23 protein-coding genes are annotated in these 24,525 nt (G+C 64.1%); 14 read left to right on the plus strand and 9 right to left on the minus strand.

Annotation, left to right across the window (positions count from 1 at the left end; all coding sequences use genetic code 11):
• Positions 1-118 precede the first annotated feature (118 nt).
• The gene (locus DBR47_RS14075; RefSeq protein WP_124451102.1) at positions 119-718 is read right to left on the minus strand and encodes a PEP-CTERM sorting domain-containing protein; all 600 of its coding nucleotides are present in this window, start codon (positions 716-718) and stop codon (positions 119-121) included.
• A gap of 275 nt (positions 719-993) precedes the next feature.
• On the opposite strand from DBR47_RS14075, the gene DBR47_RS14080 reads away from it, so the two are divergent.
• From DBR47_RS14080 to DBR47_RS14105, 6 genes are all read left to right on the plus strand, one after another.
• Positions 994-1,992 carry a CoA ester lyase gene (locus DBR47_RS14080; RefSeq protein WP_124451106.1) on the plus strand — a complete coding sequence of 333 codons (999 nt, stop codon included), beginning with the start codon at positions 994-996 and terminating at the stop codon, positions 1,990-1,992.
• 278 nt (positions 1,993-2,270) lie between these two features.
• Complete coding sequence (locus DBR47_RS14085) at positions 2,271-2,927, plus strand: hypothetical protein (RefSeq protein WP_124451108.1); 657 nt, start codon at positions 2,271-2,273, stop codon at positions 2,925-2,927.
• Between the two features lie 219 nt (positions 2,928-3,146).
• Positions 3,147-3,392, plus strand: coding sequence for an AbrB/MazE/SpoVT family DNA-binding domain-containing protein (locus DBR47_RS14090; protein ID WP_124451111.1), 246 nt, complete (start codon positions 3,147-3,149; stop codon positions 3,390-3,392).
• Positions 3,393-3,411: 19 nt separating this feature from the next.
• Positions 3,412-3,816: a type II toxin-antitoxin system VapC family toxin gene (locus DBR47_RS14095; protein ID WP_124451113.1), complete on the plus strand. Its 405-nt coding sequence runs from the start codon at positions 3,412-3,414 to the stop codon at positions 3,814-3,816.
• Positions 3,817-3,859: 43 nt separating this feature from the next.
• Positions 3,860-6,451 (plus strand): bifunctional aconitate hydratase 2/2-methylisocitrate dehydratase, encoded by a 2,592-nt coding sequence (acnB, locus tag DBR47_RS14100; protein ID WP_124451115.1) that lies wholly within the window; start codon positions 3,860-3,862, stop codon positions 6,449-6,451.
• Between the two features lie 212 nt (positions 6,452-6,663).
• On the plus strand, positions 6,664-8,238 hold the full coding sequence (locus DBR47_RS14105; protein ID WP_124451117.1) for an AbgT family transporter: 1,575 nt from the start codon (positions 6,664-6,666) through the stop codon (positions 8,236-8,238).
• 68 nt (positions 8,239-8,306) lie between these two features.
• Here the strand turns inward: DBR47_RS14105 and DBR47_RS14110 are convergent, their stop codons facing one another.
• Entirely contained in the window at positions 8,307-8,906 is a 600-nt protein-coding gene (locus DBR47_RS14110; protein WP_124451119.1) for a short chain dehydrogenase, read from the minus strand.
• Between the two features lie 122 nt (positions 8,907-9,028).
• On the opposite strand from DBR47_RS14110, the gene DBR47_RS14115 reads away from it, so the two are divergent.
• The 7 genes from DBR47_RS14115 to DBR47_RS14145 all read left to right on the plus strand — a co-directional run bounded on the left by DBR47_RS14115 (position 9,029) and on the right by DBR47_RS14145 (position 14,942).
• Positions 9,029-9,916, plus strand: coding sequence for a LysR family transcriptional regulator (locus DBR47_RS14115; protein WP_124451121.1), 888 nt, complete (start codon positions 9,029-9,031; stop codon positions 9,914-9,916).
• 162 nt (positions 9,917-10,078) lie between these two features.
• Complete coding sequence (locus DBR47_RS14120) at positions 10,079-11,929, plus strand: beta-galactosidase family protein (RefSeq protein WP_124451123.1); 1,851 nt, start codon at positions 10,079-10,081, stop codon at positions 11,927-11,929.
• Between the two features lie 97 nt (positions 11,930-12,026).
• Complete coding sequence (locus DBR47_RS14125; RefSeq protein WP_124451125.1) at positions 12,027-12,563, plus strand: GbsR/MarR family transcriptional regulator; 537 nt, start codon at positions 12,027-12,029, stop codon at positions 12,561-12,563.
• 92 nt (positions 12,564-12,655) lie between these two features.
• Entirely contained in the window at positions 12,656-13,126 is a 471-nt protein-coding gene (locus DBR47_RS14130; protein WP_124451127.1) for a thiol-disulfide oxidoreductase DCC family protein, read from the plus strand.
• Positions 13,127-13,153: 27 nt separating this feature from the next.
• Positions 13,154-14,047: an NAD-dependent epimerase/dehydratase family protein gene (locus tag DBR47_RS14135; protein WP_124451129.1), complete on the plus strand. Its 894-nt coding sequence runs from the start codon at positions 13,154-13,156 to the stop codon at positions 14,045-14,047.
• A 17-nt stretch (positions 14,048-14,064) separates the two neighbouring features.
• A complete protein-coding gene (locus DBR47_RS14140) occupies positions 14,065-14,442 on the plus strand; it encodes a DoxX-like family protein (protein ID WP_197047077.1) in 378 nt (125 codons plus the stop codon).
• Positions 14,439-14,942, plus strand: coding sequence for a DUF2269 domain-containing protein (locus DBR47_RS14145; RefSeq protein WP_124451132.1), 504 nt, complete (start codon positions 14,439-14,441; stop codon positions 14,940-14,942). The genes DBR47_RS14140 and DBR47_RS14145 overlap by 4 nt, the downstream gene beginning before the upstream one ends.
• On the opposite strand, the gene DBR47_RS14150 is transcribed toward DBR47_RS14145, so the two are convergent.
• The 3 genes from DBR47_RS14150 to DBR47_RS14160 are packed head-to-tail and all read right to left on the minus strand — an operon-like array spanning position 14,932 to position 18,557.
• Entirely contained in the window at positions 14,932-16,206 is a 1,275-nt protein-coding gene (locus tag DBR47_RS14150; RefSeq protein WP_124451134.1) for a dihydrolipoamide acetyltransferase family protein, read from the minus strand. The two genes, DBR47_RS14145 and DBR47_RS14150, sit on opposite strands and share 11 nt — an antisense overlap.
• Before the next feature lie 9 nt (positions 16,207-16,215).
• Positions 16,216-17,262 (minus strand): alpha-ketoacid dehydrogenase subunit beta, encoded by a 1,047-nt coding sequence (locus DBR47_RS14155; protein ID WP_124451380.1) that lies wholly within the window; start codon positions 17,260-17,262, stop codon positions 16,216-16,218.
• Positions 17,263-17,276: 14 nt separating this feature from the next.
• Complete coding sequence (locus DBR47_RS14160; RefSeq protein WP_124451135.1) at positions 17,277-18,557, minus strand: 3-methyl-2-oxobutanoate dehydrogenase (2-methylpropanoyl-transferring) subunit alpha; 1,281 nt, start codon at positions 18,555-18,557, stop codon at positions 17,277-17,279.
• Between the two features lie 262 nt (positions 18,558-18,819).
• On the opposite strand from DBR47_RS14160, the gene DBR47_RS14165 reads away from it, so the two are divergent.
• Positions 18,820-20,844: a bifunctional 2',3'-cyclic-nucleotide 2'-phosphodiesterase/3'-nucleotidase gene (locus DBR47_RS14165; protein ID WP_124451138.1), complete on the plus strand. Its 2,025-nt coding sequence runs from the start codon at positions 18,820-18,822 to the stop codon at positions 20,842-20,844.
• 12 nt (positions 20,845-20,856) lie between these two features.
• Here the strand turns inward: DBR47_RS14165 and DBR47_RS14170 are convergent, their stop codons facing one another.
• The 4 genes from DBR47_RS14170 to DBR47_RS14185 form a co-directional block, all read right to left on the minus strand.
• Entirely contained in the window at positions 20,857-21,177 is a 321-nt protein-coding gene (locus DBR47_RS14170; RefSeq protein ID WP_124451140.1) for a hypothetical protein, read from the minus strand.
• Between the two features lie 135 nt (positions 21,178-21,312).
• Positions 21,313-22,254 carry a sensor domain-containing diguanylate cyclase gene (locus DBR47_RS14175; RefSeq protein ID WP_124451142.1) on the minus strand — a complete coding sequence of 314 codons (942 nt, stop codon included), beginning with the start codon at positions 22,252-22,254 and terminating at the stop codon, positions 21,313-21,315.
• Positions 22,255-22,403: 149 nt separating this feature from the next.
• Positions 22,404-23,180, minus strand: a complete 777-nt coding sequence (locus tag DBR47_RS14180) for a DNA ligase (RefSeq protein WP_231512312.1) — start codon at positions 23,178-23,180, stop codon at positions 22,404-22,406.
• 169 nt (positions 23,181-23,349) lie between these two features.
• On the minus strand, positions 23,350-24,402 hold the full coding sequence (locus DBR47_RS14185) for a hypothetical protein (protein ID WP_231512313.1): 1,053 nt from the start codon (positions 24,400-24,402) through the stop codon (positions 23,350-23,352).
• Between the last annotated feature and the right edge of the window lie 123 nt (positions 24,403-24,525).

The following is a 24,525-nucleotide window of genomic DNA, read 5'->3' on the forward strand; positions in this document are numbered from 1 at the left end:
GGATTTGCAGCCCCATAGCCCGGCTATAGGGCGAAAAGCCGGTGCGAAATGGGCTGCTGCGGCCACTTCGCAGCCGACGCCTCTTCTGCCGCGCAGACTCCTAGGGCAAGACCTGTGTTCAGCCCTGCTTGCGGCGAGCGCCCAAAAAGCCCAGAACGCCCAGGCCCGCCAGGAACAGCGCTGTGCTGGCTGGCTCCGGCACGCTGGCCGCGATCACATTGACATTGGCAGACCAGCCGTTGCCACCGTTGTCCAACCACACGGTGCCGCTGCCACCCACGGCATTGTCCACCGCCTGGAAGCGCACATTGACCGTGTGCAGACCGGCCGACAGGCTCTGACCGATGTTTGCCGAGCTGCTGCTGGCCAGCTGCTCCCACTGGTCATCCGAAGCATTCACATTGCGAGCAAATGGCAGATTCAGGCTTTGTGCCGCGCCACCGTCGATGGAATACACCAAGCTCACCGCGTCAAAGCCGTTCCACACCCCCTGGCCGGGCCAACTGGTGACCTGAGCGCCCAGCAAGAAGCTGCCGCCTTGGTTGATCGTCGCGACCAAACCCGTCCAGTCAGGGTTGGCCGTGCTGCTGGAGGCGTCATACCAGGTATTGCCCGAGCCCGTGCTGGTAAGCACAAAGCCATCAAACAAGCCACCGGCCATGGAAGCCGTGGACAAGGCGCTCGCCAGAACCAATGCTGCGATTTTCTTGATTTTCATGATCTGTCATTCCTGTTGAAGTTCGAGGCATTCGGAGCTGCCCCATCTCTCACCCACACTCCGGCATCAACCGGTCAACAGAATGTAGTTTCACTACTTTTATATCGCAAGAACCCAAACACGGTACAAATTGGCTCGGGCTTACTTCAAGTAGTTGTGCTACTCAACTACTTGAAAAATCGAGCCCCAAGCCGAAGCAGCACCACCGAGCTGGCCAGCAACTGATCCGGTCCGTGGCAATATCGCGTTCCAAACCAAGACGCAAGCAAATCACTGTGACCTCCCTCCTCCACCCCAAAAAAGCCTTGTTCGACGACAGCGAGCTGAGCCCTGCCCTGCCCATCGTGGACCATTACTGCGGCGTCGAAGTCCGCATGGATAAAAGCCTGGAGTTGCAGGCCCAGATGGGCCCAGTGTTCGACATCACCCTGGATCTGGAGGACGGCGCCCCGGTCGGCGGCGAGCAAGAGCATCGCGAGATGGTGGCAGAGAAGCTGCTGAGCCCCGCCAACCGCTTTGGCCGCGTCGGCGCCCGTGTGCACCCCTTCGATCACCCCGATTTCGAAGCCGATATCGACACGCTGATCGGCAGCGCTGGCGAATCCCTCGCCTTTTTGATGCTGCCCAAGCCCAATAGCTTGGCCGATGTGCAGGCGGCCTGCAGCCAGATCGATGCCTGCCTGCTGCGCAAGGGCATCAAGAAGCCTCTGCCCATTCACGCACTGATCGAAACCCATGGCGCACTGCGCGATGTGCAGGCCATCGCCGCCCATCCGCGCATCGAGTCTCTGTCCTTTGGCTTGATGGATTTCGTCTCGGCTCACCGCGGCGCCATCCCGCGCTACGCCCTCAGCGCCGAAGGCCAGTTCACCCACCCACTGATTGCCCGCGCCAAGTTGGAGATCTCCGCCGCGGCCCACAGCTACGCCAAAACGCCCTCGCATTGCGTCGTCACCGAGTTCAAGAACAGCTCGGCCCTGCACGCTGCCGCCACCCGCGCCGCGCGCGAGTTCGCCTACACCCGTATGTGGAGCATTCACCCTGGGCAGATCCAGGTGATCCTGGACGCCTTTGCCCCCAGCGTGGCCGAGTTGGATGAGGCCATCGAAATCATTCAGGCGGCGCAGGCCGCGCAATGGGCCCCCATCCAGTACCGCGACACCCTGCATGACCGCGCCAGCTATCGATTCTTCTGGCAGCTGTTGGAGCGCGCGCATCGCACAGGCCATCACCTGCCGATCGAGATTCGGCAAGCCTATTTCTCGGCCGACTGAGCCCACGCGGCTCGGATGTCGGCAGACTGTGCGTGTTTCAAGCGACAGCCACAACGACTTGACACAGTCTGCCGCTCATTCAAGCTCGCGGAGCGAGCGAGAATGCGGCACCCGACAAGGGCTACGCAGTGCAGCCATGAAAGCCAGCTTTCTTTAGGCATGCCGCCCTGCCCCAGCCCTCGTCAGCAAGCAAGGACCCAAAGCCGGCGCCGCCACTCCCTCGGAGCAGGCCCAGCGCCTCATCTTCATCCTCTGAACTTTTTATCTTTCATTTCGCCATGAGCACTTTGAAACCTTTCTTGCTGCGCCTCTCCCTCATCGGCCTGTGCAGCTCCGGCCTGCTAAGCCTGTCTGCGCCCGCACTGGCCGCTCCTGAGGCGGCTGCTGCGGCCAAGCCCGCCGCCAAGGCTGCCGCCCCCGCCAAGGTCGCCCCCAAAACAGCCAAACCCGTCAAGGCCGCCAAGGGCAAGGCGGCGGCCAAGCCCGCTCCGGTGGAAGTGGTGCTGCCCGAAGCCAATGAAGAACAGCTCTACGCCGCTTCGCGCGCCTATATGGGCCAGTACGACTGCGAGTTCAAGCAGACCATCAACATCACCAAGCACCCCAAGACCGAGGGCTATCTGGATGTGGCCTGGCAAAAACAGGTCTTCACCATGAAACCTGTCTTGTCCAGCACCGGCGCCCTGCGCCTGGAAGACGTGACCGGCCGCACCCTGATGATCCAGATCGCCAACAAGTCCATGCTGATGGACACCCATGTAGGCCAACGCCTGGTGGATGAGTGCATCAACCCCGAGCAGCGCACCTTGATCGACCTGGCCCGCGCCGCTGCGGCCGAAGCCGCCGCCTCGGGCATCGAAGCCAGCGGCGGCCTGGGCATCGCACCGGCACCCGCGGTCACCACCGCCCCGACAAGCACCCCCGCCAAGAAGTAAACGCAAGAGCGCACGCCGGGAGGCGTGACGCCAAGGGGGCAAAGCGGCTTCGCCAACCCCTGCGAGGTGCGAAAAGCACACGCAAGGCAGCGGTCGGCGGCCGCCAAGGACTGGCTTGAGCGCGGAAAGTATGTAAAATCAATGCATACTTTCCGCGTCATACCGCGTAGTCCTGAAGCTGCATCAGCCCTCAGCTGCGCGCCTTTTTTGGAGGCCAGCATGGAAGCAACCGTTGCCGAACGAGGTCAGATCACTCTGCCCAAGGCCGTGCGTGATGCTTTGGGTCTGAGCAAAGGCACCATCCTCAAGGTGGAACTCGACGGCGGACGCATCATCCTGCGCAAAAACGTCGACGACGCCATCTCCCGCGCCCGCGGCAAGTTCAAGCTCGACGGCTTTGGCTCGGTGGACGATGCGATGCGCGCTGTTCGTGGTCGCGCCCCCGGCGATCCGGTGGAACAATGAGCGGCGCTAGGCCCTGCCCATGATCGCCATCGACTCCTCCGTTCTCATCGACCTGCTCAGCGGCAGCGAACGCGCCGACCTGGCCGAAGCCGCCCTGCGCGAGGCCCTGAGCCACGGCCCGGTGGTCGTCTGCGATGTGGTGGTGGCCGAGGTTTGCTCCGCCCTGCAAGGGGGTGACCAAGCCATGCAAGCCCTGGAGGATATGGGCCTAGCCTTCAGCGCCGTCGAACAAAAAGCCGCCATCCGTGCCGGCGAGATGCAACGCCGCTACCGCAGCCGCGGTGGCGCGCGCCAAAGAACCGTGCCCGACTTCATCGTCGGTGCCCATGCTTTGCTGCAATGCAATGGCCTGATCACCAGCGACGAGACATTTTTCCGTGATTACTTCAAAGGGCTGAAGCTCATCAAGCCGCAAGAGGCCTGAACAAGCCCCCCAGCCCCTCCCTACAGCAACCCAGGAGAACGCAATGCTGCAAGCCTATCGCCAACATGTCGCAGAACGCGCCGCCCTCGGCATCCCGCCGCTGGCACTCGACGCCAAGCAGACCGCCGAGGTCATCGAACTGATCAAGAACCCGCCGGCTGGCGAAGATGCCTTCCTGCTCGACCTGCTGACCCACCGCGTTCCCCCGGGCGTGGACGATGCCGCCAAGGTCAAGGCCAGCTTCCTGGCCGCCGTGGCTCACGGTGATCTGAGCGTCGCCCTGATCTCCAAGACCAAGGCGACCGAGTTGCTGGGCACCATGGTCGGTGGCTATAACGTCAAGCCCCTGATCGACCTGCTGGACGACGCCGAAGTCGCCGGCACCGCCGCCGCCGCGCTGAAGAAGACGCTCTTGATGTTCGACTTCTTCCACGACGTGGCAGAAAAGGCCAAGGCCGGCAATGCCCAGGCCAAGGACGTGATCCAGAGCTGGGCCGAGGCCGAGTGGTTCACCAGCCGCCCCGAAGTCGAGAAGAAGATCACCGTCACCGTCTTCAAGGTGCCCGGCGAAACCAATACCGACGACCTGTCGCCCGCGCCCGACGCCTGGAGCCGCCCCGACATCCCCCTGCACTACCTGGCCATGCTGAAGAACACGCGCGAAGGCGCGGCCTTCAAGCCCGAAGAAGACGGCAAGCGCGGCCCGATGCAGTTCATCGAAGACCTGAAGAAAAAGGGCCATCTGGTCGCCTACGTGGGCGATGTGGTCGGCACCGGTTCTTCGCGCAAGTCTGCCACCAATAGCGTGATTTGGGCCACCGGGCAAGACATCCCCTTCGTGCCGAACAAGCGCTTCGGCGGCGTGACCCTGGGCGGCAAGATCGCCCCCATCTTCTTCAACACACAAGAAGACTCGGGCTCCCTGCCCATCGAAGTGGACGTGTCCAAGCTGGAGATGGGCGATGTGATCGACATCCTCCCGTATGAAGGCAAGATCGTGAAGGACGGCGCCACCGTCACCGAGTTCAAGCTCAAGAGCGATGTGCTGTTCGACGAAGTGCGCGCCGGCGGCCGTATCAACCTGATCATCGGCCGCTCGCTGACCGCCAAGGCGCGTGAGTTCCTGGGCCTGGCTGCCTCCACCCTGTTCCGTCTGCCCGCTGCGCCGGCCGCCACCAAGGCCGGTTTCACCCTGGCACAGAAGATGGTCGGCCGCGCCGTCGGTCTGCCGGAAGGCCAGGGCGTGCGCCCCGGCACTTACTGCGAGCCCAAGATGACGACCGTCGGCTCGCAAGACACCACCGGCCCCATGACCCGCGACGAGCTGAAGGACCTGGCCTGCCTGGGCTTCAGCGCCGACCTGGTGATGCAATCCTTCTGCCACACCGCGGCCTACCCCAAGCCGGTGGACGTGAAGACCCATCGCGAGCTGCCCGCCTTCATCTCCAACCGCGGCGGCGTAGCCCTGCGTCCGGGCGATGGCGTGATCCACAGCTGGCTGAACCGTCTGCTGCTGCCCGACACCGTGGGCACCGGCGGCGACTCGCACACCCGCTTCCCGATCGGTATTTCCTTCCCGGCCGGCTCGGGCCTGGTGGCCTTCGGCGCCGCCACCGGCGTGATGCCGCTGGACATGCCCGAGTCGGTGCTGGTGCGCTTCAAGGGCCAGATGCAGCCCGGCATCACCCTGCGTGACCTGGTCCACGCCATCCCGCTGTACGCCATCAAGGCCGGCCTGCTGACGGTGGCCAAGGCCGGCAAGATCAACGCCTTCTCGGGCCGCATCCTGGAAATCGAAGGTCTGCCTGACCTCAAGGTTGAGCAGGCTTTTGAGCTGAGCGACGCCTCGGCGGAGCGCAGCGCCGCCGGTTGCACCGTCAAGCTCAACCCCGAGCCGATCAAGGAATACCTCACCAGCAATATCGTGCTGATGAAGAACATGATCGCCGATGGCTATGCCGACGCTCGCACCCTGCAGCGCCGCATCGAGAAGGTCGAAGCCTGGTTGGCCAACCCCAACCTGCTGGAAGCCGACAAGGACGCCGAGTACGCCCACGTCATCGAGATCGATCTGGCCGACATCAAGGAACCCATCCTCTGCTGCCCCAACGATCCGGACGATGCCAAGACCCTGTCCGAAGTGGCCGGCACCAAGATCGATGAAGCCTTCATCGGTTCTTGCATGACCAATATCGGTCACTTCCGCGCCGCCGCCAAGCTGCTGGGCGGCCAGCGCGACATCCCCGTCAAGCTGTGGGTGGCACCGCCCACCAAGATGGACCAGAGCGAGCTGATCAAGGAAGGCCATTACGCGGCATTCGGCACCGCCGGTGCCCGCACCGAAATGCCGGGCTGCTCGCTGTGCATGGGCAACCAGGCGCAGGTGCGCGAGGGTGCAACCGTGGTCTCGACCTCGACCCGCAACTTCCCCAACCGCCTGGGCAAGAACACCAATGTGTTCCTGGCTTCGGCCGAGTTGGCCGCGATTGCCTCCAAGCTGGGCAAGATCCCCACCGTGGCCGAGTATCACGAAGCCATGGGCGTGGTGAACAAGGACGGCGCTGCCATTTACAAGTACATGAACTTCAATCAGATTGAAGAGTACGCAGAAGCAGCCAAGGGCGTGACGGCCTGAGGCGTTTCAGCCTGAACACAAAAGCGGCCCACGGGCCGCTTTTTTTGTATCCGGGCAGGATTGCGCCACTGTTCGCACAATAGCGCGACTAGCGCCCCAACAATCCCGTCTGGCGTGCGCAAAACGCTCTTTGCAAGCGCCGTGCTGGCTCAAAAACAGCGCACTCATGGTTAACTTCGGCCTCTCAAGAATTGACCGCACAGCGAACGTCCATGACCACTCAAGCAACTTCAAACGCCCCGCCAGGCGCCCTGGCGCGCGTGCTCAACGCCATCGAGCGTGTGGGCAATAAACTGCCCGATCCGGCGATTTTGTTCGCCCTGCTGCTGGCCGTCGTGGCCCTGGCCTCCTGGGCCATGTCCAGCATGCAGTTCAGCGAGATCGACCCGCGCACCAGCAAAGCCCTGGAGATCAAAAACCTCTTGTCGGGTGCGGCCTTGACCGCCTTTGCGGCCAATCTGGTGGGCACCTTCGTCAACTTCCCGCCCCTGGGCGTGGTGCTGGTGGCCATGTTAGGCCTGGGCGTGGCCGAGTACACCGGTTTCATCAACGCCGGCCTGCGCTCCATCCTGGCCGTCACCCCGGCGCGCCTGCTCACCCCGGTGCTGATCGCCGTGGGCATCTTGAGTCATGTGGCGGTGGATGCGGGCTATGTGCTGGTCATCCCCCTGGGCGCGGTGATCTTCTACGCCGCCGGCCGCCACCCACTGGCCGGCATCGCAGCCGCGTTTGCGGGTGTGTCGGGCGGCTTTTCGGCCACCTTCTTTATCCCCTCCAGCCTGGACCCCTTGCTGGCCGGCCTGACCCAGGCCTCGGCCCGGCTCTCGGCCGACCCGGCGGCTGCTCAAATCGTCATCAACCCGCTCAACAACTTCTACTTCACCTCCGCTTCGGCAATCTTGATCGTGCTGGTGGGTTGGGCCATTACGGACCTGCTGATCGAGCCGCGCTTGAAGCAAACGCAGATCGACGGCGACCCGGCCGAGCTGCCCAAGATGGAGGCGCTCAGCGCGGTGGAGAAGAAAGGCCTGCTGCTGGCCGCTGTGTCTATTCTGGTGGCGGGCGCCTTGTTCGCGCTGACGCTCTTGCCAGGCGACTCGCCCTGGCGCGCCGCCAGCGGTGAATTGGCCGCGTCCTCCGCGCCGCTGATGAAATCCATCGTGGCCCTGATCTTTGTGTTCTTCCTGATTCCCGGCGTGGTCTACGGTTATGCCGCCGGCTCGGTGAAGAACTCGGGCGATGTCATCAAGGGCATGAGCAAGGCCATGAGCGGCATGGGCTATTACATCGTGATGGCCTTCTTCTGCGCCCAGTTCATCTACGCCTTTGGTCAGTCCAATCTGGGCGCGCTGCTGGCCATCAAGGGCGCCAGCTGGTTGAAGGAAATGCACTTCCCCATGGGCGCGACCTTGATCGGCATGATTATGCTGACCGGTCTCGTCAATCTGCTGATCGGCTCGGCCTCGGCCAAATGGGCTTTGATCGGCGCCATCATGGTGCCCATGCTGATGGAATTGGGCCTCTCGCCCGACTTCATCCAGGCCGCCTACCGGGTAGGCGATTCCTCCACCAACATCATCACGCCCCTGATGCCTTACTTCCCGCTGATCGTGGTGTTCTGCCAGAAGTATGTGAAGTCCTCCGGCATCGGCACCTTGCTGGCCCTGATGCTGCCCTACTCCATCCTGCTGATGTTCAGCTGGACCCTGTTCTTGCTGGGCTTCTGGGCCCTGGACATTCCGCTCGGCATCGGCGCCAGCTACACCTTCCCGGCCCTGGCAAAGTAAGCCGCGAGCCCCATGCACAAAAGCCCGCCAGGCCTAAAACCTGCGGGCTTTTTTCATGCCAGGGCGGATCAGTCCACCCGCAACACACGTCCCGTCTGCGCCCCCTCCACGCTGCGCTGGTAGGCCAGGGCAGCGCGGGCGGCGGGCACCGATTCAAACCCAGCGAAGAGGCTGCCATAGGCCGGCACCGACTCGGTCAAGATCGTGGGGCTGACGGCATTGATGCGGATCCCGCGCGGCAACTCAATCGCGGCCGCCGTCACAAAGCCTTCCAGCGCGGCGTTGACCGCCGTCGCATTGGCGCCCAGGCGAATCGGCTCGATGGCCACGATGCCGCTGGTCAGGGTGATGGAGCCGCCCTCGCTGAGGTGGTGCTGGCCCAGCAGGGCCAGATTGACCTGGCCCAAGAGCTTGTCTTGCAAGCCAATATTGAACTGGGCTGCCGTCATCTCGCTCAAGGGGCCGAAGTGCAAACGCCCCGCCGTCGACACGATGGCATCCACCCGACCCAGGCGCTGGAACAAGGCCTGCACGCTGTCGTGCTGGGTCAGATCGACCCGTTCTTCGCCGCTGTTACGGCCGGCGCGAACAATGTCGTGGCGCGCACCCAGATTGGCTGCGACGGCTTGACCGAGGGTGCCCGAGGCGCCGATGAGCAAGATTTTCATGAGCTGTTTCACGCCTGAGCGTGCCTGTGTTGAAGAAGAAGTGCCTCCATTCTTTTGCAAATCATCAAAGCAATAAACTAGCCATATCTTCATTCACCATAAACTTTGAGTTTTGAATCCAGATGGACAAGCTGCGCGCAATGGAAGTGATGGTGGCGGTGGTGGAGGCGGGCAGCTTTGCCGCCGCGGCGCGGCAGCTGGACCTGTCACCGGTGATGGTGGGCAAGCATGTGCAGCAGCTGGAGGCTCATCTGGGTGCCCGCCTGTTTCAGCGCAGCACCCGGCGCATGAGCCTGACCGAGCTGGGCCAGGGCTTTGTGGAAGACTGCCGACGGGTGTTGGAACAGGTGCGCTGGGCCGAGACCGCGGTGGAGCGCAGCCGCCAGGCGCCGCAAGGCTTGTTGCGCATCAGTGCGCCGGTCACCTTGGGCAATCAGCGGGTGGCGCCGCTGCTGGCCAGTTTTCTCCAGCAATACCCCGAGGTACGCGCTGAGCTGCAGCTCAGCGACAACCTGGTGGATCTGGCCAGCGAAGGCTTTGACGCCGCCATCCGCATCGGCAGCGTGGGCAACGAAGGCCTGGTGGCCCGCCCTCTGCAGCCCTACCGCATGGTGATCGCCGCCTCGCCCAGCTATCTGCGCGAATATGGCCGGCCCGAGCGCGCGGCCGACTTGAGCCAGCATCGCTGCCTGAGCCACGCCATCTGGCAGCGCCGCTCCGAATGGGTCTTGCAGGACGGGCCCAACACCGCCTTGTGGCCCGAGCAAGCCCGCTTCAGCAGCAACCAGGGCGAGAGCCTGCGTGCCGCGGCCGTGCAAGGCCTGGGCCTGGTGATGCAGCCCGAAGTCTTGTTGGCGGAGGACCTCGCCGCGGGCCGCCTCGTGCCCGTGTTGCAAGACTGCACGCCTGCAGCGCGGCCGGTGCATCTGGTCTATGGCCCGGACCGCCAGCAACTGCCCAAGCTGCGGCGATTTGTCGAGCATGTGTTGGCGGCGATTGGCCGGGCTTGAAACGAAAGAAATGCTGAAGCAAGCCGGATCTTTGTTTCGATCAAAGTCTCTTTCTGCGAAGAAATTGCCAGGCCATGAGCAAAACAGGTGGAATCGCCAATAGATCGAAAGTTTTGACTGGCGACACTGCCTTCTCGCCAACGGCCCGTGAAAGTTTTCGCCATGCCTGCTCTGCTTCGCTTCGCCCGCTTGTTCCTCGGCTGCACCGTTGCCCTGAGCTTGCTGTCGCCGCCCGCTGCACAGGCGGCCCCGGCCAGTTTCAAACTCGCCGGCCAGCAGTTCTTGCTGAACGAGCAGCCCTTTCAGCTGCTGGGCTGCGAGCTGCACCCCAGCCGCATCCCGTCGGCCTATTGGGAGCATCGCCTGCGCATGGTCAAGGCCATGGGCTGCAATACCGTGCCCATCTATGTCTTTTGGAATCAGCATGAGCCCATCGAGGGGCAGTTCGATTTCAAAAGCGAGGGGCGCGACCTCAAACGCTTTATCCGTCTGGCCCAAGCCCAAGGCCTGTGGGTGCTGCTGCGACCTGGCCCTTACGTCTGCGGCGAATGGGATCTGGGCGGCCTGCCGCCCTATCTGCTCAGCACGCCCGACATCCGCCTGCGCGGCATGGACCCGCGCTATCTCAAGGCCGTCCGGCGCTACGTCCGTGCGCTGGCCCGCGAAGTTGCCCCCTTGCAGATTCAGCGCGGTGGCCCGCTGCTGATGCTGCAGATCGAGAACGAGTACGGCAGCTATGCCAATGACCGGCGCTACCCCGCCTGGCTGGCCCAGCAGTGGCGAGAGGCCGGTATCCAGATCCCCTTCTACACGGCCGATGGTCCGACCCCTGCCATGCTGGAGTCCGGCACCCTGCCCGGTGTCGCCGTGGGCCTGGACTCCGGCAGCGAGGAAGCGCATTGGGCGCTGGCCCGGCGCATCAACCCCGGCGTGCCGGTGTTCAGCAGCGAGACCTATCCCGGCTGGCTGAGCCATTGGGGCGAGCCCTGGGCCAAGCCGGACAGCAAAGCACTGCTGGAGGAGGTGGAGTTCCTGCTCAAGACCGGCAAGTCCTTCAGCTTTTACGTTGCTCACGGCGGCACGAACTTCGGCTTCACGGCCGGCGCCAATAGCGGCGGCAAGGGCTATGAGCCCGATGTCACCAGCTATGACTACGACGCCCCCATCGACGAGCAAGGCCGACCCACGGCCAAGTTTCAGGCCTTGCGCGAGCTCTTGAGCCGCTACCGCGCGCCTGGCCTGCCACCCTTGCCCGATCTGCCGCCGCCGATTCCGGCCATGAGCCTGCCCGAGTTCAGCCTCAAGCCCATCGCCTCGATCTGGCAGCTGCTGCCCAAGCCGTTGGCCAGCCCCAGCCCGCAGAGCTTTGAGGCCTTGCGCCATTACCAGGGCCTGATGCTGTATCGCAGCCAGCTGCGTGGGCCCAAGTCCGGCAAGCTGGTTCTGACGGAACTGCACGACTACGCCACCGTGTTTCTGGACGGGCGCTACATCGGCAGCATCGACCGGCGCCTGGGCCAAAACAGTATCGAGCTCCCCGCCAGCGATGCCGCCCTGCCCCAGCTGGACATCCTGGTCGAAGCCATGGGCCGCATCAATTTCGGCCAGCATCTGATCGACCGCAAAGGCATTACCGAACGCGCCACCCTGGGCGGCGTGACCTTGATGGACTGGCAGCAATTCCCGCTGCCGCTGCAAGAGTCCTGGGTGCGTCGCCTGCCCAAACTCGCCCCGCAAGAAGCGCGGCCAGACGCAAGGCCGGGGCAGTTTTTCGCCGCCAGCTTCGAGCTGCAAACAGTGGCCGACACCTTTATCGATATGAGCCGCTTCAAAAAAGGCCTGGTCTGGGTCAATGGCCACAATCTAGGCCGCTTCTGGGCGATCGGCCCCCAGCAACGCCTCTACTGCCCCGCCAGCTGGCTACGCCCGGGTCGCAACGAGATCGTGGTGCTGGACCTCTTGCAAACCGAAGCCGCCAGCGTCAGTGGGCACAGCAGCCAGGAAGGCGATTGAGGCCCTGGTGGCGAGTGAATTTAGCCTCGTCGCGCGACTGTAAATTGAAGCAAATTTCAGTATTGACAGAAATTACAGACACACTAGACTTACAGCCATGGAACTTAGCGATGTCGCACGAAAATTTGTCGTCCACTGGGGCGAGATGGGCAATGCCTGGGGCGTCAACCGGACGGTGGCGCAGATTCACGCCCTGCTCTTCTTTCATGGCCGCCCCCTGCATGCCGAGGAAATCGCGGAGACCTTGGCCGTCGCGCGCTCCAACGTCAGCACCAGTCTGAAGGAGTTGCAGAACTGGAATTTGATTCGCGTCGCCCATGTGCTGGGCGACCGGCGCGACTATTTTGAAACCTCGGTTGACGTTTGGGAGCTCTTCCGCACCATTGTGCGCGAGCGCAAGGAACGCGAGTTTGACCCGACCGTGCGGGTGCTGGGTGAGTTGGTGGCCGATCCAGGCTTTGCCAGGGAAAGCGCCGATGCCCAGGACCGCGTGCGCGAAGCCTTGCGCTTTATGGACACCTTGGGCGCCTGGTCGGAAGAGATGCTGCGACTCTCGCCCACGACGCTGGAGAAGGTGTTGAAACTGGGCGCCAGCGTGCAGAAGTTCGTTCGCGGCGCCGACGGCAAGGAATGAACTGAGGGCGGCCAAGACCCATCGCCCATCGCCCATCGCCGCCCTTTTTTTTGGCTACAAATTTCTGTTTCTACTGAAATATCAGGCACAACATGCAAACCAAGCTTTTTCACCCCGACCCGGCAGCCTTTCCTCTGACCCTGTTCTACGAATCGGCCTGCCCGCTCTGCGACGGCGAGATGCGCAATCTGATGCTGCGTAACACCCAGGGCTTGCTGCGTTTTGTCGATGTTTCGGCCCCTGACTTTGCCGGCCCGCCCACCGGCTGCAGCCGAGAAGACCTGCTCACGCTGATGCATGGGCTGCGTGCAGACGGTCAAGTGATTCGCGGCGTGGAGGTGTTTCGCCTGGCCTATGCGGCGGTCGGCCTGCCCGCCGTCAGCCGCGCCCTGTCCATGCCCCTGTTGCGCCCCCTGAGCGAGGCCCTCTACCCCTGGATCGCCCGGCACCGCCATCAGTTCCCTCTTTGGATCAGCCGTGTGATCTTCGGCCGCGCCTTGCGCCGCGCGGCCGAGCATGCTGCGCGGCAGGCCCATTGCAGCTCGGAAACCTGCACTCGCTGAGTGCCCAAAGCCTGAGGGAGGCTGCACATGAAGGTTTTACTCTGCGGAGCTCAAGGCTTTATCGGGCGACATCTGCTGACCCGGCTGCTCGCCCAAGGCCATCAGGTCCGGGCGACAAGCAGTTGCGCGCTGCTCCCCCCAGCCTCCGAAGGCTTGGCCTGGATCCAGGCTAACTTCGTGCGAGATCTGGACCCCAGAGACTGGTTGCCCAGGCTGGATGGCGTCGAGGCGGTCATCAACGCGGTGGGCGTGCTGCGCGACAGCCGCAAGCGGCCCATGGAGGCCGTCCACCACCTCGGGCCGGCTGCCCTGTTCGAGGCCTCAGCGCAGGCCGGCGTACGCAGGCTTGTGCAGATTTCCGCACTCGGCATCGCCCACAGCGAGATCCAATACGCTCGCAGCAAGCGCGCCGCGGAGGCCAGGCTGCTGGCCCTGCAGGACGCCGGGCGTTTGGCGGCCAGCGTGGTCCAGCCCAGCATCGTCTTCGGCCCGGGAGGCGCCAGCAGCGAGTTATTCCTGCGCATGGCGCGCCTGCCCGGCCTGCTTCTGCCCGCCGAAGCCCTGCATTGCCAGGTGCAGCCGGTGGCGGTGGCCGACCTGGCCGAGGCTTGCGAGCGCCTGCTGAGCCTCAGCGGCCCGGAGCGCTTGGCCGCCGTGGGCCCGCAAGCGCTCAGCCTGGCCGACTTCATCGCCAGCCTGCGCCAGCAACTCGGCAAGGCGCCGGCATGGACGGGCCTGCTGCCGGGCCCGATCAGCCGGCTCAGCGCCCGGCTGGGCGATTGCCTGCCCTTTCAACCCTGGGGCAGAGAAACCCTGGCCCTGCTGCAACAAGACAACTGCGCGGACCCGGCGCCCATGCAAACCCTGTTGGGCCGCCAAGCCAGGCAGCCCAGCAGCTTTGTGAATAGGGAGGCCTCGTGAGCCCAAGTCTTTCAATGATGCGCACCCGGAGCCGTCGCTGGGCACGGCTGAGCTTGGTCCTGCTCTGGCTTTGGACCGGCGTGGTCAGCCTCTGGGAACTGCAGGGCATGTCGGCGGAACTGCTGCGCTCGGCAGGTGTGAGCCAACCCCTGGCCCAGGCGCTGATCCTGGCGGGCGCCGCCCTGGACCTCCTGCTGGGCGCCGCCTTGTGGCGCTGGCATGCCGCTCGCCTCTACCTCGCCGCGGGCCTGGCCATGCTCCTGATGACGCTGCTGGGCAGCCTGCTCCTGCCCGAGCTATGGCTGCACCCCTTGGGGCCTTTGAGCAAGAACCTGCCCATCGCCGCCCTGCTCCTGCTGCTGTTTGAAGACGCCCAAAACCCTGCGCGACCATGAACACCTATCTCTTGATCAAGACCCTGCACATCGTCTCCAGCGTACTGCTGGCCGGCACCGGCTTTGGCTCGGCTTTCTATCTCTTCTTCGCCAATCGCAGCGGCAGCCTGGCGGCCCAGGTGGTGGTCTGCCGTCTGGTCAAGCGGGCCGATCTGTGGTTCACCACCCCGGCCGTCATCATCCAGCCGCTCAGCGGCCTGTGGTTGGCAAACCAAGCCGGCTGGCCGCTGCTGAGCACGCCCTGGCTTGCCTTGGGCTTAGCGCTCTACTTGTTTGCAGGTGCTTGTTGGTTGCCGGTCGTCTGGCTGCAGCTGCGCATGTCGGATATGGCCGAGCACGCCCTCGCAAGCGAGCAAGCCCTGCCCGCCCGCTACTGGCGTTATGCGCGCTGGTGGGAGGGCCTGGGCTATGCCGCCTTTATTGCCATGCCCATCATCTTCTACCTGATGGTGGCCAAGCCCGAGCTGCCCCCGAGCTTGACCCTGTGGCTCAGTCGATGAAGAGCTGGGCCGGCGACTCCAGCAGGCCCCGTACCGCCTGAATAAACTTGGCCGCGTCCTGCCCGTCCACCACCCGGTGGTCAAACGAGGAGGACAGATTCATCATCTGCCGCGCCAGCACCTGCCCGTCCCGAATCATGGGCCGCAAGACCATGCGGTTGACGCCCACAATCGCCACCTCGGGGTGGTTGATGACGGGCGTGCTGACGATGCCGCCCAAAGCGCCCAGGCTGCTCAGCGTCAAGGTGGAGCCGCTCAGCTCGTCCCGGGTGGCCCGGCCCTGGCGGGCCACCTCGGCCAGGCGGCTGATCTCGGCCGCACAGGCCCACAGATCCAGCTCACCCGCATCGCGCAACACCGGCACCATCAGACCCGCGTCCGTCTGCGTCGCGATGCCCAGATGTACGCGGCGATAGCGGGTCAGCACACCGGCCTCGTCGTCCAGGCGAGCATTGATCTGCGGGAAGTCCAGCACGGCGCGGCTGATGGCGCGCACCAGAAAAGGCAGCACGGTCAGCTTGCCGCGTGTGGCCCCATGCTGGGTGTTGAGACGCTGGCGCAGGGCCTCCAGCTCCGTCATGTCCACCTCTTCCACATAGCTGAAGTGGGGAATGCGACGCTTGGCCTCCTGCATCTTTTTGGCGATGACGCGGCGCAGGCCGGTGATGCGCAGCGTGGTCTCGTCGTCTGCGCTGACGGTTCGCGCAACAGGAGCCACCGCCGGTTTGGGTACGGCGGCCCTGGCTCCGCCCTGGGCCAGAAACGCATCTAAATCGGCCTGCATGATGCGCCCGCCGGGCCCGCTGGGCCGTAGGGCTTGCAGATCAACGCCCGCCTCCCAGGCCCGGCGGCGCAAGGAGGGCGAGGCGATGGGCCGCTCACCCAGTTGCTGCGCCGAGGGGCTTTGCTCGGGCCTATGGGGGCGCACAGCAGGTGGCGGAGCGGTGACTTCAGCTTTGGGTGCAAGCAGCGCTGAAACGGGTGCGGCTGCGGATATGGGTGATTTCAGTTGGACTCCCTCCCCCACCGCGATGCGGATCAGCTCCGCGCCCACCCGCATCAACTCACCCGCCTCGCCGCCCAGATGCAAAACCTGGCCCGCCACCGGCGAGGGGATCTCGACGGTGGCCTTGTCCGTCATCACATCGGCCACGATCTGGTCCTCTTTGATGTGGTCGCCCACGGCGACACGCCAAGCCACCACTTCCACCTCGACGATGCCCTCGCCGATGTCCGGCATCTTGATCACATGTTCTTGATTCATGGCGCGTCCTCAGGCTTCCATCGCTTGTTGCAAGGCGGCGGCCACACGGGCCGGGCCGGGGAAGTAATCCCATTCCTGGGCATGGGGGTAAGGCGTGTCCCAGCCGGTCACGCGGGCGATGGGCACCTCCAGGTGGTAGAAGCAATGCTCTTGAATCAAGGCCACCAACTCGGCGCCAAATCCGCTGGTGCGGGTGGCCTCATGCAGCACCACACAGCGGCCGGTCTTCTTGACCGATTGGGTGATTGCCGCCAGGTCCAGCGGCCAGATGCTGCGTAGATCGATGATCTCGGCATCCACTCCCAACTCACGGGCCGCCGCCTCGGCCACGAAAACCATGGTGCCGTAGGTCACCACCGTCACATCGCGGCCGGGTTTGAGCACCGCCGCCTGCTCCAGCGGCAGGCTGTAATAGCCTTCGGGCACCAGGCCCTTGGGGTGATCGGTCCAGGGCGTGGAGGGCCGGTCATGGTGGCCATCGAAGGGGCCGTTGTAGAGGCGCTTGGGCTCCAGAAAGATGACCGGGTCATCGCATTCGATGGCGGCAATCAAGAGGCCTTTGGCATCAAAAGGGTTGGAGGGCATCACCGTGCGCAGGCCGCAGACATGGGTGAACAAGGCCTCGGGGCTTTGGCTATGGGTCTGCCCACCGTAGATGCCGCCACCGCAAGGCATGCGCAGGGTGATGGGGGAGGTAAAGTCGCCCGCCGAGCGATAGCGCAGACGCGCGGCCTCGGAAACGATTTGATCCGAGGCCGGGTAGAAGTAGTCGGCGAACTGGATCTCCGCCACCGGCCGCAGGCCATAGGCCGCCATACCCACGGCCACGCCGACGATGCCGCCCTCGGAGATGGGGGCATCGAAGACACGCTGGTTGCCATACTTTTTCTGCAAGCCATCGGTGCAGCGGAACACACCGCCGAAATAGCCCACGTCCTGACCAAACACCACCACATCGGGGTTGCGGGCCAGCATCACATCCATGGCCGAACGCAGGGCCTGGATCATGGTCATGGGCACGCGGGTGGATGCGGCCTCGCGATCCTGCAGAGGCATCTGTTCTTGCTTCATCATTCGCGCCCTCCGAAGTGCCTAGCCTGGGCCATCTGCTCGCGCAGATGGGCCGGCATCTCTTTGTAAACATCCTCGAACATGGAGGCGATGCTGGGGATATGGCCGTTGGCCAAGGTGCCGAATTGCTCGGCCTCTTTTTGCGCGGCGATCACCTCGGCCTCCAGGCTTTGCTGGGCCGCCTCATGCTGAGCCTCGCTCCATTCGCCCAGGCCCAGCAGATGCTGCTTGAGTCGCTCGATCGGGTCGCCCAGGGGGAAGCGCTGCCACTCGTCCGCCGGCCGGTATTTGCTCGGGTCGTCCGAGGTGCTGTGCGGGCCAGCGCGGTAAGTCACCCATTCGATCAGGGTCGGCCCCAGATTGCGACGCGCCCGCTCCGCCGCCCAGCGCGAGACAGCATAGACCGCCAGGAAGTCATTGCCATCCACCCGCAAGGAGGCGATACCGCAACCCACGCCGCGCGCGGCAAAGGTCGTGCCCTCGCCGCCCGCGATGGCCTGAAAGGTGGAGATGGCCCATTGGTTGTTCACCACATTCAGAATCACCGGCGCGCGGTAAACATGGGCAAAGGTCAGTGCGGTGTGAAAGTCAGATTCGGCCGTGGCGCCGTCGCCAATCCAGCCCGAGGCGATGCGGGTATCCCCCTTGATGGCGCTGGCCATGGCCCAGCCCACGGCTTGGATGAACTGGGTCGCCAAATTGCCGCTGATGCTGAAGAAGCCTGCGCGCTTGATGGAATACATCACCGGCAGCTGGCGGCCTCGCATGGGGTCGTGCTCATTGGACAGCAGCTGGCAGATCAGCTCCACCAGGGACACATCGTCGCGCGAGAGCAGCAGGCTTTGCTGTCGATAGGTGGGGAAGCACATATCGCCCTGCTCACCCTGTCTCAAGGCCATCGCATGGGCCGAGCCTATCGCCTCCTCGCCCAGGCTTTGCATATAAAACGAGAGCTTCTTCTGGCGCTGAGCGATCAGCATGCGAGCGTCGAAGATGCGCGTTTTCATCATGGCCAAGAGGCCGCGCCGCAGTTGCTCGGGGCTCAGATCGGGCGCCCAGGGGCCGCAGGCGCGGCCGTCTTCGTCCAGCACCCGAATCAGGCGATAAGCCAGCTCGCCGGTGTCCACCGCGGCCACATCGACGGGCGGCATAGGCACGGCACCGGCGGGGGAGAGATGGAGGTAAGAGAAATCGGTGTGGCAGCCTGGGCGGCCGCTAGGTTCCGGCACATGCAGACGCAGACGCTCGGCCGATGGATCGGGGACGGGATTCAGACTCATGCAACAAACTCCCGCGCGGGTCTCGCGCCAAGATTGTTCGATCCTTGAGCGTCGTTTGCGGGCTCGGGTGGAGGGCTCGCAGCAGGCACTCGCTCGCCGCGCAAGGGTGGGGCACGGCACAGCCTAGCGTAGCCGATTCACAGGGCTTGGGCGACCCGCCCAGGCAAGACCTGGCCCCGAACTTTCCCCAATCCTCTCAAGGCCGGCCTTGGCAACGCAGATTAGGATGGGTGCTTTGAACATTGCCCCGATATTTCCTACCATGCCTAACGCCCTGCCTTTATGCGCACTTTCTCCACTCTGGCTGCGCCAACTTGGTCTGGGTCTGGGTCTGACTTGTCTGCTTCTGGCGAATGCCCAGGCACAAGCCTCGAAGCTGCAGCTACGCCTGATGCAGACCAGCGATCTGCACATGAATCTGCTGAACTACGACTACTACCAGGACAAGCCGACCGAGGAATACGGCCTGGCCAAGACCATCAGCTTGATCCAGCAGGCGCGCGGCCAGGTCAGCAACAGCCTCTTGTTCGACAACGGTGACCTGCTGCAAGGCAACCCCCTCGGCGATCTGGTGGCCCGCATCAAGCCGCTGGCGCCGGGCCAAACTCATCCGGCCTACAAGGTGCTCAATCTGCTGCAGGTGGATGCCGCCAATATCGGCAATCACGAATTCAACTACGGCCTGCCCTTTCTGCGCCAAGCCCTCAGCGGGGCCGGTTTTCCCTATGTGAACGCCAATGTGATCTTGGCCGATGCGGGCGGCAACAACACCGACCTCCATGCCTTCACGCCCTACGTCATGCTGGAGCGCCAGTTCAAAGACCAAGCCGGCAAAACCCAGCGCCTGAAAATCGGCGTGATCGGTTTTGTGCCACCACAAATCATGCAATGGGACCGCCCGCTGCTGGAAGGCAAGGTGCGGGCCCTGGACATGGTTGAAACCGCCCAGCGCCTGGTGCCCCGTATGCGCCGCGAAGGGGCGGACCTGGTCATCGCCATCGCCCACTCAGGCTTCGAAAAAACCGCCCAAGGCCGCCTGGCCGAGAACACCGTGGCCGAGCTGGCCCGGGTGCCGGGCATAGACGCCCTGCTCTTCGGCCATGCCCATGCCGAGTTCCCCGGCCCGCAATTTGCCGACTACCCCGGCGTGGACGCCCAGCGCGGTCGCATCTACGGCGTGCCCGCCGTCATGCCAGGCCGCTGGGGCGACCATCTGGGCATCATCGATCTGCAACTGCAGAGGGCCGAGAAGAGCCGACGCTGGACAGTCAGCCACAGCCAGGCCCAGCTGCGCCCGATTTTTGATCGCCAAGCCAGGCGCGCCCTGGTCGAGGCCGACCCATTGGTTGCCCATGTGATTGCCCACGAGCATGCCGACACGCTGGCCCATGTGCGATCCCAGATAGGCCTGACACCCACGCCGATTCACAGCTACTTTGCCCAGGTGCTGGATGAGCCTTCGGTGCGCATCGTGGCCCGCGCCCAGCTGGCCTATCTGGAGCGCGCGGTGCAAGGCACGGCCTTCGAAGGCCTGCCTCTGCTGGCCGCGGCCGCGCCCTTCAAAGCCGGTGGCCGCCAGGGTTGGACCAATTACACCGATATCCCGGCAGGCCCACTGGCCATCAAACATGTGGCCGATCTCTACGTCTACCCCAACACCATCAAGGTGCTCAAACTCAAGGGCAGCCAGATCAAGGAGTGGTTGGAGATGTCGGCCGGGCAGTTCCGCCACATCGACAGCCAAGGCCCCAAGGCCCAGGACTTGTTGGCGCCTGAGTTTCGTTCCTACAACTTCGACAGCTTGCGCGGCCGCGACAGCTACCGCCTGAACGGGCAAGAGGTGCAAGCACCCGAGCTGAGTTATGAGATTGATGTCAGCGTGCCGGCGCGCTACGACGCCGATGGCCGGCGCAGCGAGAGCATGGCCTCGCGCATCAAGAACCTGCGTTTCCGTGGCAAGCCGATCGATGCGCATGCGGAGTTTCTGGTCGCCACCAACAATTACCGCGCCACCGGCGGCGGCAATTTCCCCGGTCTGTCCGCCAGCCAGATCGTCATCGACTCGCCCGACGAGAACCGCCAGGCCTTGGCCAGCTACCTCGCGCAGATGTCAGGCCAGGCCGAGCCCGCGCCTCAAGCACCCTGGCGCGTCTTGCCCGTGCCGGGCGTGTCCCTGCGTTTCGAGTCTGGCGCCGGGGCGCAAAAATACCTGCCGGACTGGCCGCATATCCGCCTGCTGGAGGCGCGCGGCGATGGTTCTGTGATGCTGGAGTTGCAGCCCCGGTAAAGCCTAGGCCGTTCAGGCCTTGATGTTCAGCAAGGCCCCGCTGGTATCCAGCTGCGACTGCAAGACGCGCAGGTTCGCAACAAAAGCATAGGTGTCTTGCTCGCGGGTGCTGAGATCGGCCTCGGCCGATTGGCCGGCTGCGGGCACTTGTTGCAGGACGCGGGCTCTTGCCGCATCGGCCTGAGCGTTATCGGCCTGGGCCTGGGCTTGCAATTGCTTGGCATCGCTGGAACTGGCCTTGGCCGCCGCCGTGGTGGCGCTGGAAGCGCTGGCGCGCAGGCGTTCATTGGCCGCGGAAATACCCGACAAAGTGGTGGAAAGGCCGATAGTCATGATGGCAGCGCTCCGAACAGCAGGCGAGAAACCGGGATGGCACCCGGTCTATCGGCCGCTTTTTTCGGAACTTTAGAAATAAAAGGCAAAAACCTTCTATTTCTTTTTTTCCCGCTGGCGCGGGGCCTCAGCCCATCAGATGGCCAACTCCTCAAAGCCGCCGGCCGAGACAAACACCCGCACGCTGTCGCCGCCGGCCGCCTTGGCCTCGGTACAGGCCAGGGCTGCGGCGCCCAGCACCGCGTCCACCGTTTCCAGGCTGGTTTGAACCTGGACAACGCCCAGGCAGGCCTTGACCCGGGTGCGGTGCAGACCCCAGCGCAGGCGGTAGGAGGCCACCCCGGCGCGGATCTTCTCGGCCACGATTTGGGCGTAATGCTGGTCGCAATTGGGCAATAAGACGGCGAAATGATCGTCTTCCAGCCGCGCCACCAGGTCGGAGGCGCGCACCTTGCTGAGCAGCAATTGGCCCAGGCCGTAAAGGAAATGGTCGCCCACCTCGGCGCCCATGCTGCCGATCACCTCGGTGAATTTATCGACATCAATCCACAGCACCGAGACCGGCAGCTTGCGGGCGCTGCCCACATGCTCGGCCAGGCGGCGTTCGAACTCACGGCGATTGGCCAGCTCGGTCAGCTGGTCGTGCTTGGCCGTCCAGGTGGGCTGCAAACGGGCCTGTCTTGCAGCGGTAACGTCTTGCACGATCCACAGCGACTCCGAGCCCTTTTGATCCCAGTGCAACGGCGTCGCCTGCAAGCGGCCCCAGAAGCGGCTGCCATCATGGCGCACATACTCAATCTCTTCGTCAAAGGGGCGGCCACCGCCGAAGGCCGTGCCCATGCGCTCCAGAATCGCTTGATGGGCCGCGTCAGACACATGAACCCGGCGTACCGGCTGACCGCTCAGCTCGGTGTCATCGCCATGGCCGAAGAGGTGGTTGAACTGCTCGCTCACCATCTCGAAATGGCCCTCACGGACAAAGCCCAAGGCCATGGGCGCGCGTTGCATCAGGGCGCTCATGCGGGCCGCCAACTCGGGCTCGCCACCAGCAGAGGCCACAACAGGTTTCGTTGACATCAACAGCACTCCTTGTCCGCTAACCCATTCATTGATGGGTGACTTCCGTAGGTGTAACCGTTTTTCCTTCGGAAGAAAACCGGGAACTGCCTAGGCAATGACCTTCAAATTCCACGGCGCTTTGCCAAACGCATGAAAGCTGCGCTGGATCAAAGCGGCTGCACCCGCACAAAGCTGGCAAAACGCGGCAAGCCCTTGGCGCTCAGGCCGCGATAACGGTAAGTCACCACGCTGCCCAGCGCCGGGGGCCGGCGTCGCTCGGCATCGCTAAAGCCCGTGCCCAGCGAGAACTCCTGTCCCTGGCTATTGCGCACCCGCAGCGCACCCATCAAGCCTTGCAGCCGCCCCGTACCCGGCAAATGCGCCAGCACCACCGCTTCATCGTCATCTTGGGGCTTGAGCTTGAGCAGGACTTCGTTGCGACCACTCAGATAAGGGGCGGCGGCAAGATGCAGCATCAAGCCCTCGCCACCGTCTTGCAGAACCCGGGCCAGTTGCCCCTGCAAGCCGGTCGCATCGCTGCCACGGGTCTGCGGCACGGCCTGCAAGGCCTCCCAGGCCAAATCCTGGGTCAAATCGCGCAACAAAGCAGCCCGCTGCTCGAAACTGCCCGCGGCTTCCGGCAGCTCAAACAACATATAGCGCATGCGGGCCCACTCGCCTGCTTCCGCCGTGCTGCGCCGCAAGGCCGCCGCGGTGGCGTCAAACTGGCCGCGGCCCAGCCACAGCTCGCCATCCAAGGGGCGCGCAGGCAGGCGCCGGGCAAAGTCGGGCGGCACATTCAAGGCCAGACCTTGGCGGGAGATCATGGCCTGACCATTCCAGTAGGCACGCACACCGTCCAGCTTTTCGCTGACCAGATAGTCGCTGAGCCGCAAGCGGCCAAGATCGTGCGGCGCATTCTTGGCCAAAAGCAGGGCTGGCACAGCGCCCTCCCTAGACTTGCCCTCGAGCCTGCCCGATGCCAACAACGAGCAAGCCCCAGCAGACCAGGCCGCCAGGGCTTGCAAAACCTCTCGCTTTTTCATGCCGACCTCCGCTGACGATTGCCAAGCAAACGCCATCATCGGCATATCGCGCACGCGCTTCAAGCCATCAAGGCTGCAGGGTTTTATCAAAGAAGCCGACCACGTCCTGCGCCAGGCGGCGTTGAAAGGCCTCGCGATCAAAGCCCTGGGGGTTGCTGGCCGGATCCCCCGCATCCGCCTTGAAGGACCTATTGGGCTGGGACATATAGGCGAAATGCCCGGCCTCGGCCGTCTCTTCATAGCTGAGGCCGGGGACTTGCTGGCTCAGCCAACGGCCATGAAACTGCGGCACTAAGACCGTGTCCTGGCTAGGCACCAAGAGCCGAACCGGCAGCTGAATCGTGGCCAGGGAAGCGGGAGTCAACACCACCCCGACCGGCGCCATGGCCACCACGCTGCGAATGCGAGCGTCGCGTGAGCTCGCGGCTGGCGGGTTTTCGCTGCTGGACGCGGCGGCCGATGCCGGGGCCGCCGGCATGGTCGGCCAAGCGCCCAGCTGGCAGAAAACCGGGTCTTGATCACCCTCGTTACGGCAATGCTCACGGGCGCGCTGCCTGTCGGCCTGAGCGCCGGCCAGGGCCAGCACGGTGAACCCACCTGCAGAATGGCCCAGGGCGCCGATGCGCTGCGCCGGGATGCGGTCCTTCCAGACCGGGTCACTGAGCAAGGCGTCCAAGACCCGGCTGACCTGGCGGGGTCGCTCCTCGAAGTATTCACCCCGGCGTACCAGGGATCGATCCATCCAGTTGTCATGCGGGTGCCGCAGGGCCGCCACCAGATAGCCGGCCTGGGCCAAGGCAGCAGCCAATTGGTGATGGCTCAACTCGCTGCCGCCCGTGCCATGCGACAGCAGAATCAAGCCCTTGACCCGCTCCGGCAATGGCCCGTCCATGGCCAGGACCGGCGCAAATGGCCCCATGGGAATGGTTTGCGCTTGGGCTTGCGTCGGGTAAAACAAGGCCACATCGACGGCTTCGGCCCCTGCGGCACTGGCACTGAAGCTGCGAAGACCTGCCTGGGTGGCCTGCACCGAGGCGGCGCTGAACAGCAGAGCGGCCGCCGTCAAGGCGAGCTGAAACAAAGGGCGTTTGGCGCCAGTCCAGGGAGAGGACAGTTGCATGATGAAACTCCAAGAATGGGGAGGGGGTGAAGCCATTCTTGGGTCCCGCCAGCCGCCAGGCCAGGCGCATGCGACCAATCGCCAAGGCTAGGCGTGAATCAACCGGAGCGGGCGTGAGCAGGC

The organism is Paucibacter sp. KBW04 (assembly GCF_003852425.1).
In the GTDB taxonomy this organism is placed as follows: Bacteria; Pseudomonadota; Gammaproteobacteria; order Burkholderiales; family Burkholderiaceae_C; genus Paucibacter_A.

What these genes read in the sequence shown, in the direction of transcription:
- DBR47_RS14075 (WP_124451102.1), bottom strand. Translation starts at nt 718, where the DNA reads ATGAAAATCAAGAAAATCGCAGCATTGGTTCTGGCGAGCGCCTTGTCC.
- DBR47_RS14085 (WP_124451108.1), top strand. Translation starts at nt 2,271, where the DNA reads ATGAGCACTTTGAAACCTTTCTTGCTGCGCCTCTCCCTCATCGGCCTG.
- DBR47_RS14090 (WP_124451111.1), top strand. Translation starts at nt 3,147, where the DNA reads ATGGAAGCAACCGTTGCCGAACGAGGTCAGATCACTCTGCCCAAGGCC.
- DBR47_RS14095 (WP_124451113.1), top strand. Translation starts at nt 3,412, where the DNA reads ATGATCGCCATCGACTCCTCCGTTCTCATCGACCTGCTCAGCGGCAGC.
- acnB (WP_124451115.1), top strand. Translation starts at nt 3,860, where the DNA reads ATGCTGCAAGCCTATCGCCAACATGTCGCAGAACGCGCCGCCCTCGGC.
- DBR47_RS14105 (WP_124451117.1), top strand. Translation starts at nt 6,664, where the DNA reads ATGACCACTCAAGCAACTTCAAACGCCCCGCCAGGCGCCCTGGCGCGC.
- DBR47_RS14110 (WP_124451119.1), bottom strand. Translation starts at nt 8,906, where the DNA reads ATGAAAATCTTGCTCATCGGCGCCTCGGGCACCCTCGGTCAAGCCGTC.
- DBR47_RS14115 (WP_124451121.1), top strand. Translation starts at nt 9,029, where the DNA reads ATGGACAAGCTGCGCGCAATGGAAGTGATGGTGGCGGTGGTGGAGGCG.
- DBR47_RS14120 (WP_124451123.1), top strand. Translation starts at nt 10,079, where the DNA reads ATGCCTGCTCTGCTTCGCTTCGCCCGCTTGTTCCTCGGCTGCACCGTT.
- DBR47_RS14125 (WP_124451125.1), top strand. Translation starts at nt 12,027, where the DNA reads ATGGAACTTAGCGATGTCGCACGAAAATTTGTCGTCCACTGGGGCGAG.
- DBR47_RS14130 (WP_124451127.1), top strand. Translation starts at nt 12,656, where the DNA reads ATGCAAACCAAGCTTTTTCACCCCGACCCGGCAGCCTTTCCTCTGACC.
- DBR47_RS14135 (WP_124451129.1), top strand. Translation starts at nt 13,154, where the DNA reads ATGAAGGTTTTACTCTGCGGAGCTCAAGGCTTTATCGGGCGACATCTG.
- DBR47_RS14140 (WP_197047077.1), top strand. Translation starts at nt 14,065, where the DNA reads ATGCGCACCCGGAGCCGTCGCTGGGCACGGCTGAGCTTGGTCCTGCTC.
- DBR47_RS14145 (WP_124451132.1), top strand. Translation starts at nt 14,439, where the DNA reads ATGAACACCTATCTCTTGATCAAGACCCTGCACATCGTCTCCAGCGTA.
- DBR47_RS14150 (WP_124451134.1), bottom strand. Translation starts at nt 16,206, where the DNA reads ATGAATCAAGAACATGTGATCAAGATGCCGGACATCGGCGAGGGCATC.
- DBR47_RS14155 (WP_124451380.1), bottom strand. Translation starts at nt 17,262, where the DNA reads ATGCCTCTGCAGGATCGCGAGGCCGCATCCACCCGCGTGCCCATGACC.
- DBR47_RS14160 (WP_124451135.1), bottom strand. Translation starts at nt 18,557, where the DNA reads ATGAGTCTGAATCCCGTCCCCGATCCATCGGCCGAGCGTCTGCGTCTG.
- DBR47_RS14165 (WP_124451138.1), top strand. Translation starts at nt 18,820, where the DNA reads ATGCCTAACGCCCTGCCTTTATGCGCACTTTCTCCACTCTGGCTGCGC.
- DBR47_RS14170 (WP_124451140.1), bottom strand. Translation starts at nt 21,177, where the DNA reads ATGACTATCGGCCTTTCCACCACTTTGTCGGGTATTTCCGCGGCCAAT.
- DBR47_RS14175 (WP_124451142.1), bottom strand. Translation starts at nt 22,254, where the DNA reads ATGTCAACGAAACCTGTTGTGGCCTCTGCTGGTGGCGAGCCCGAGTTG.
- DBR47_RS14185 (WP_231512313.1), bottom strand. Translation starts at nt 24,402, where the DNA reads ATGCAACTGTCCTCTCCCTGGACTGGCGCCAAACGCCCTTTGTTTCAG.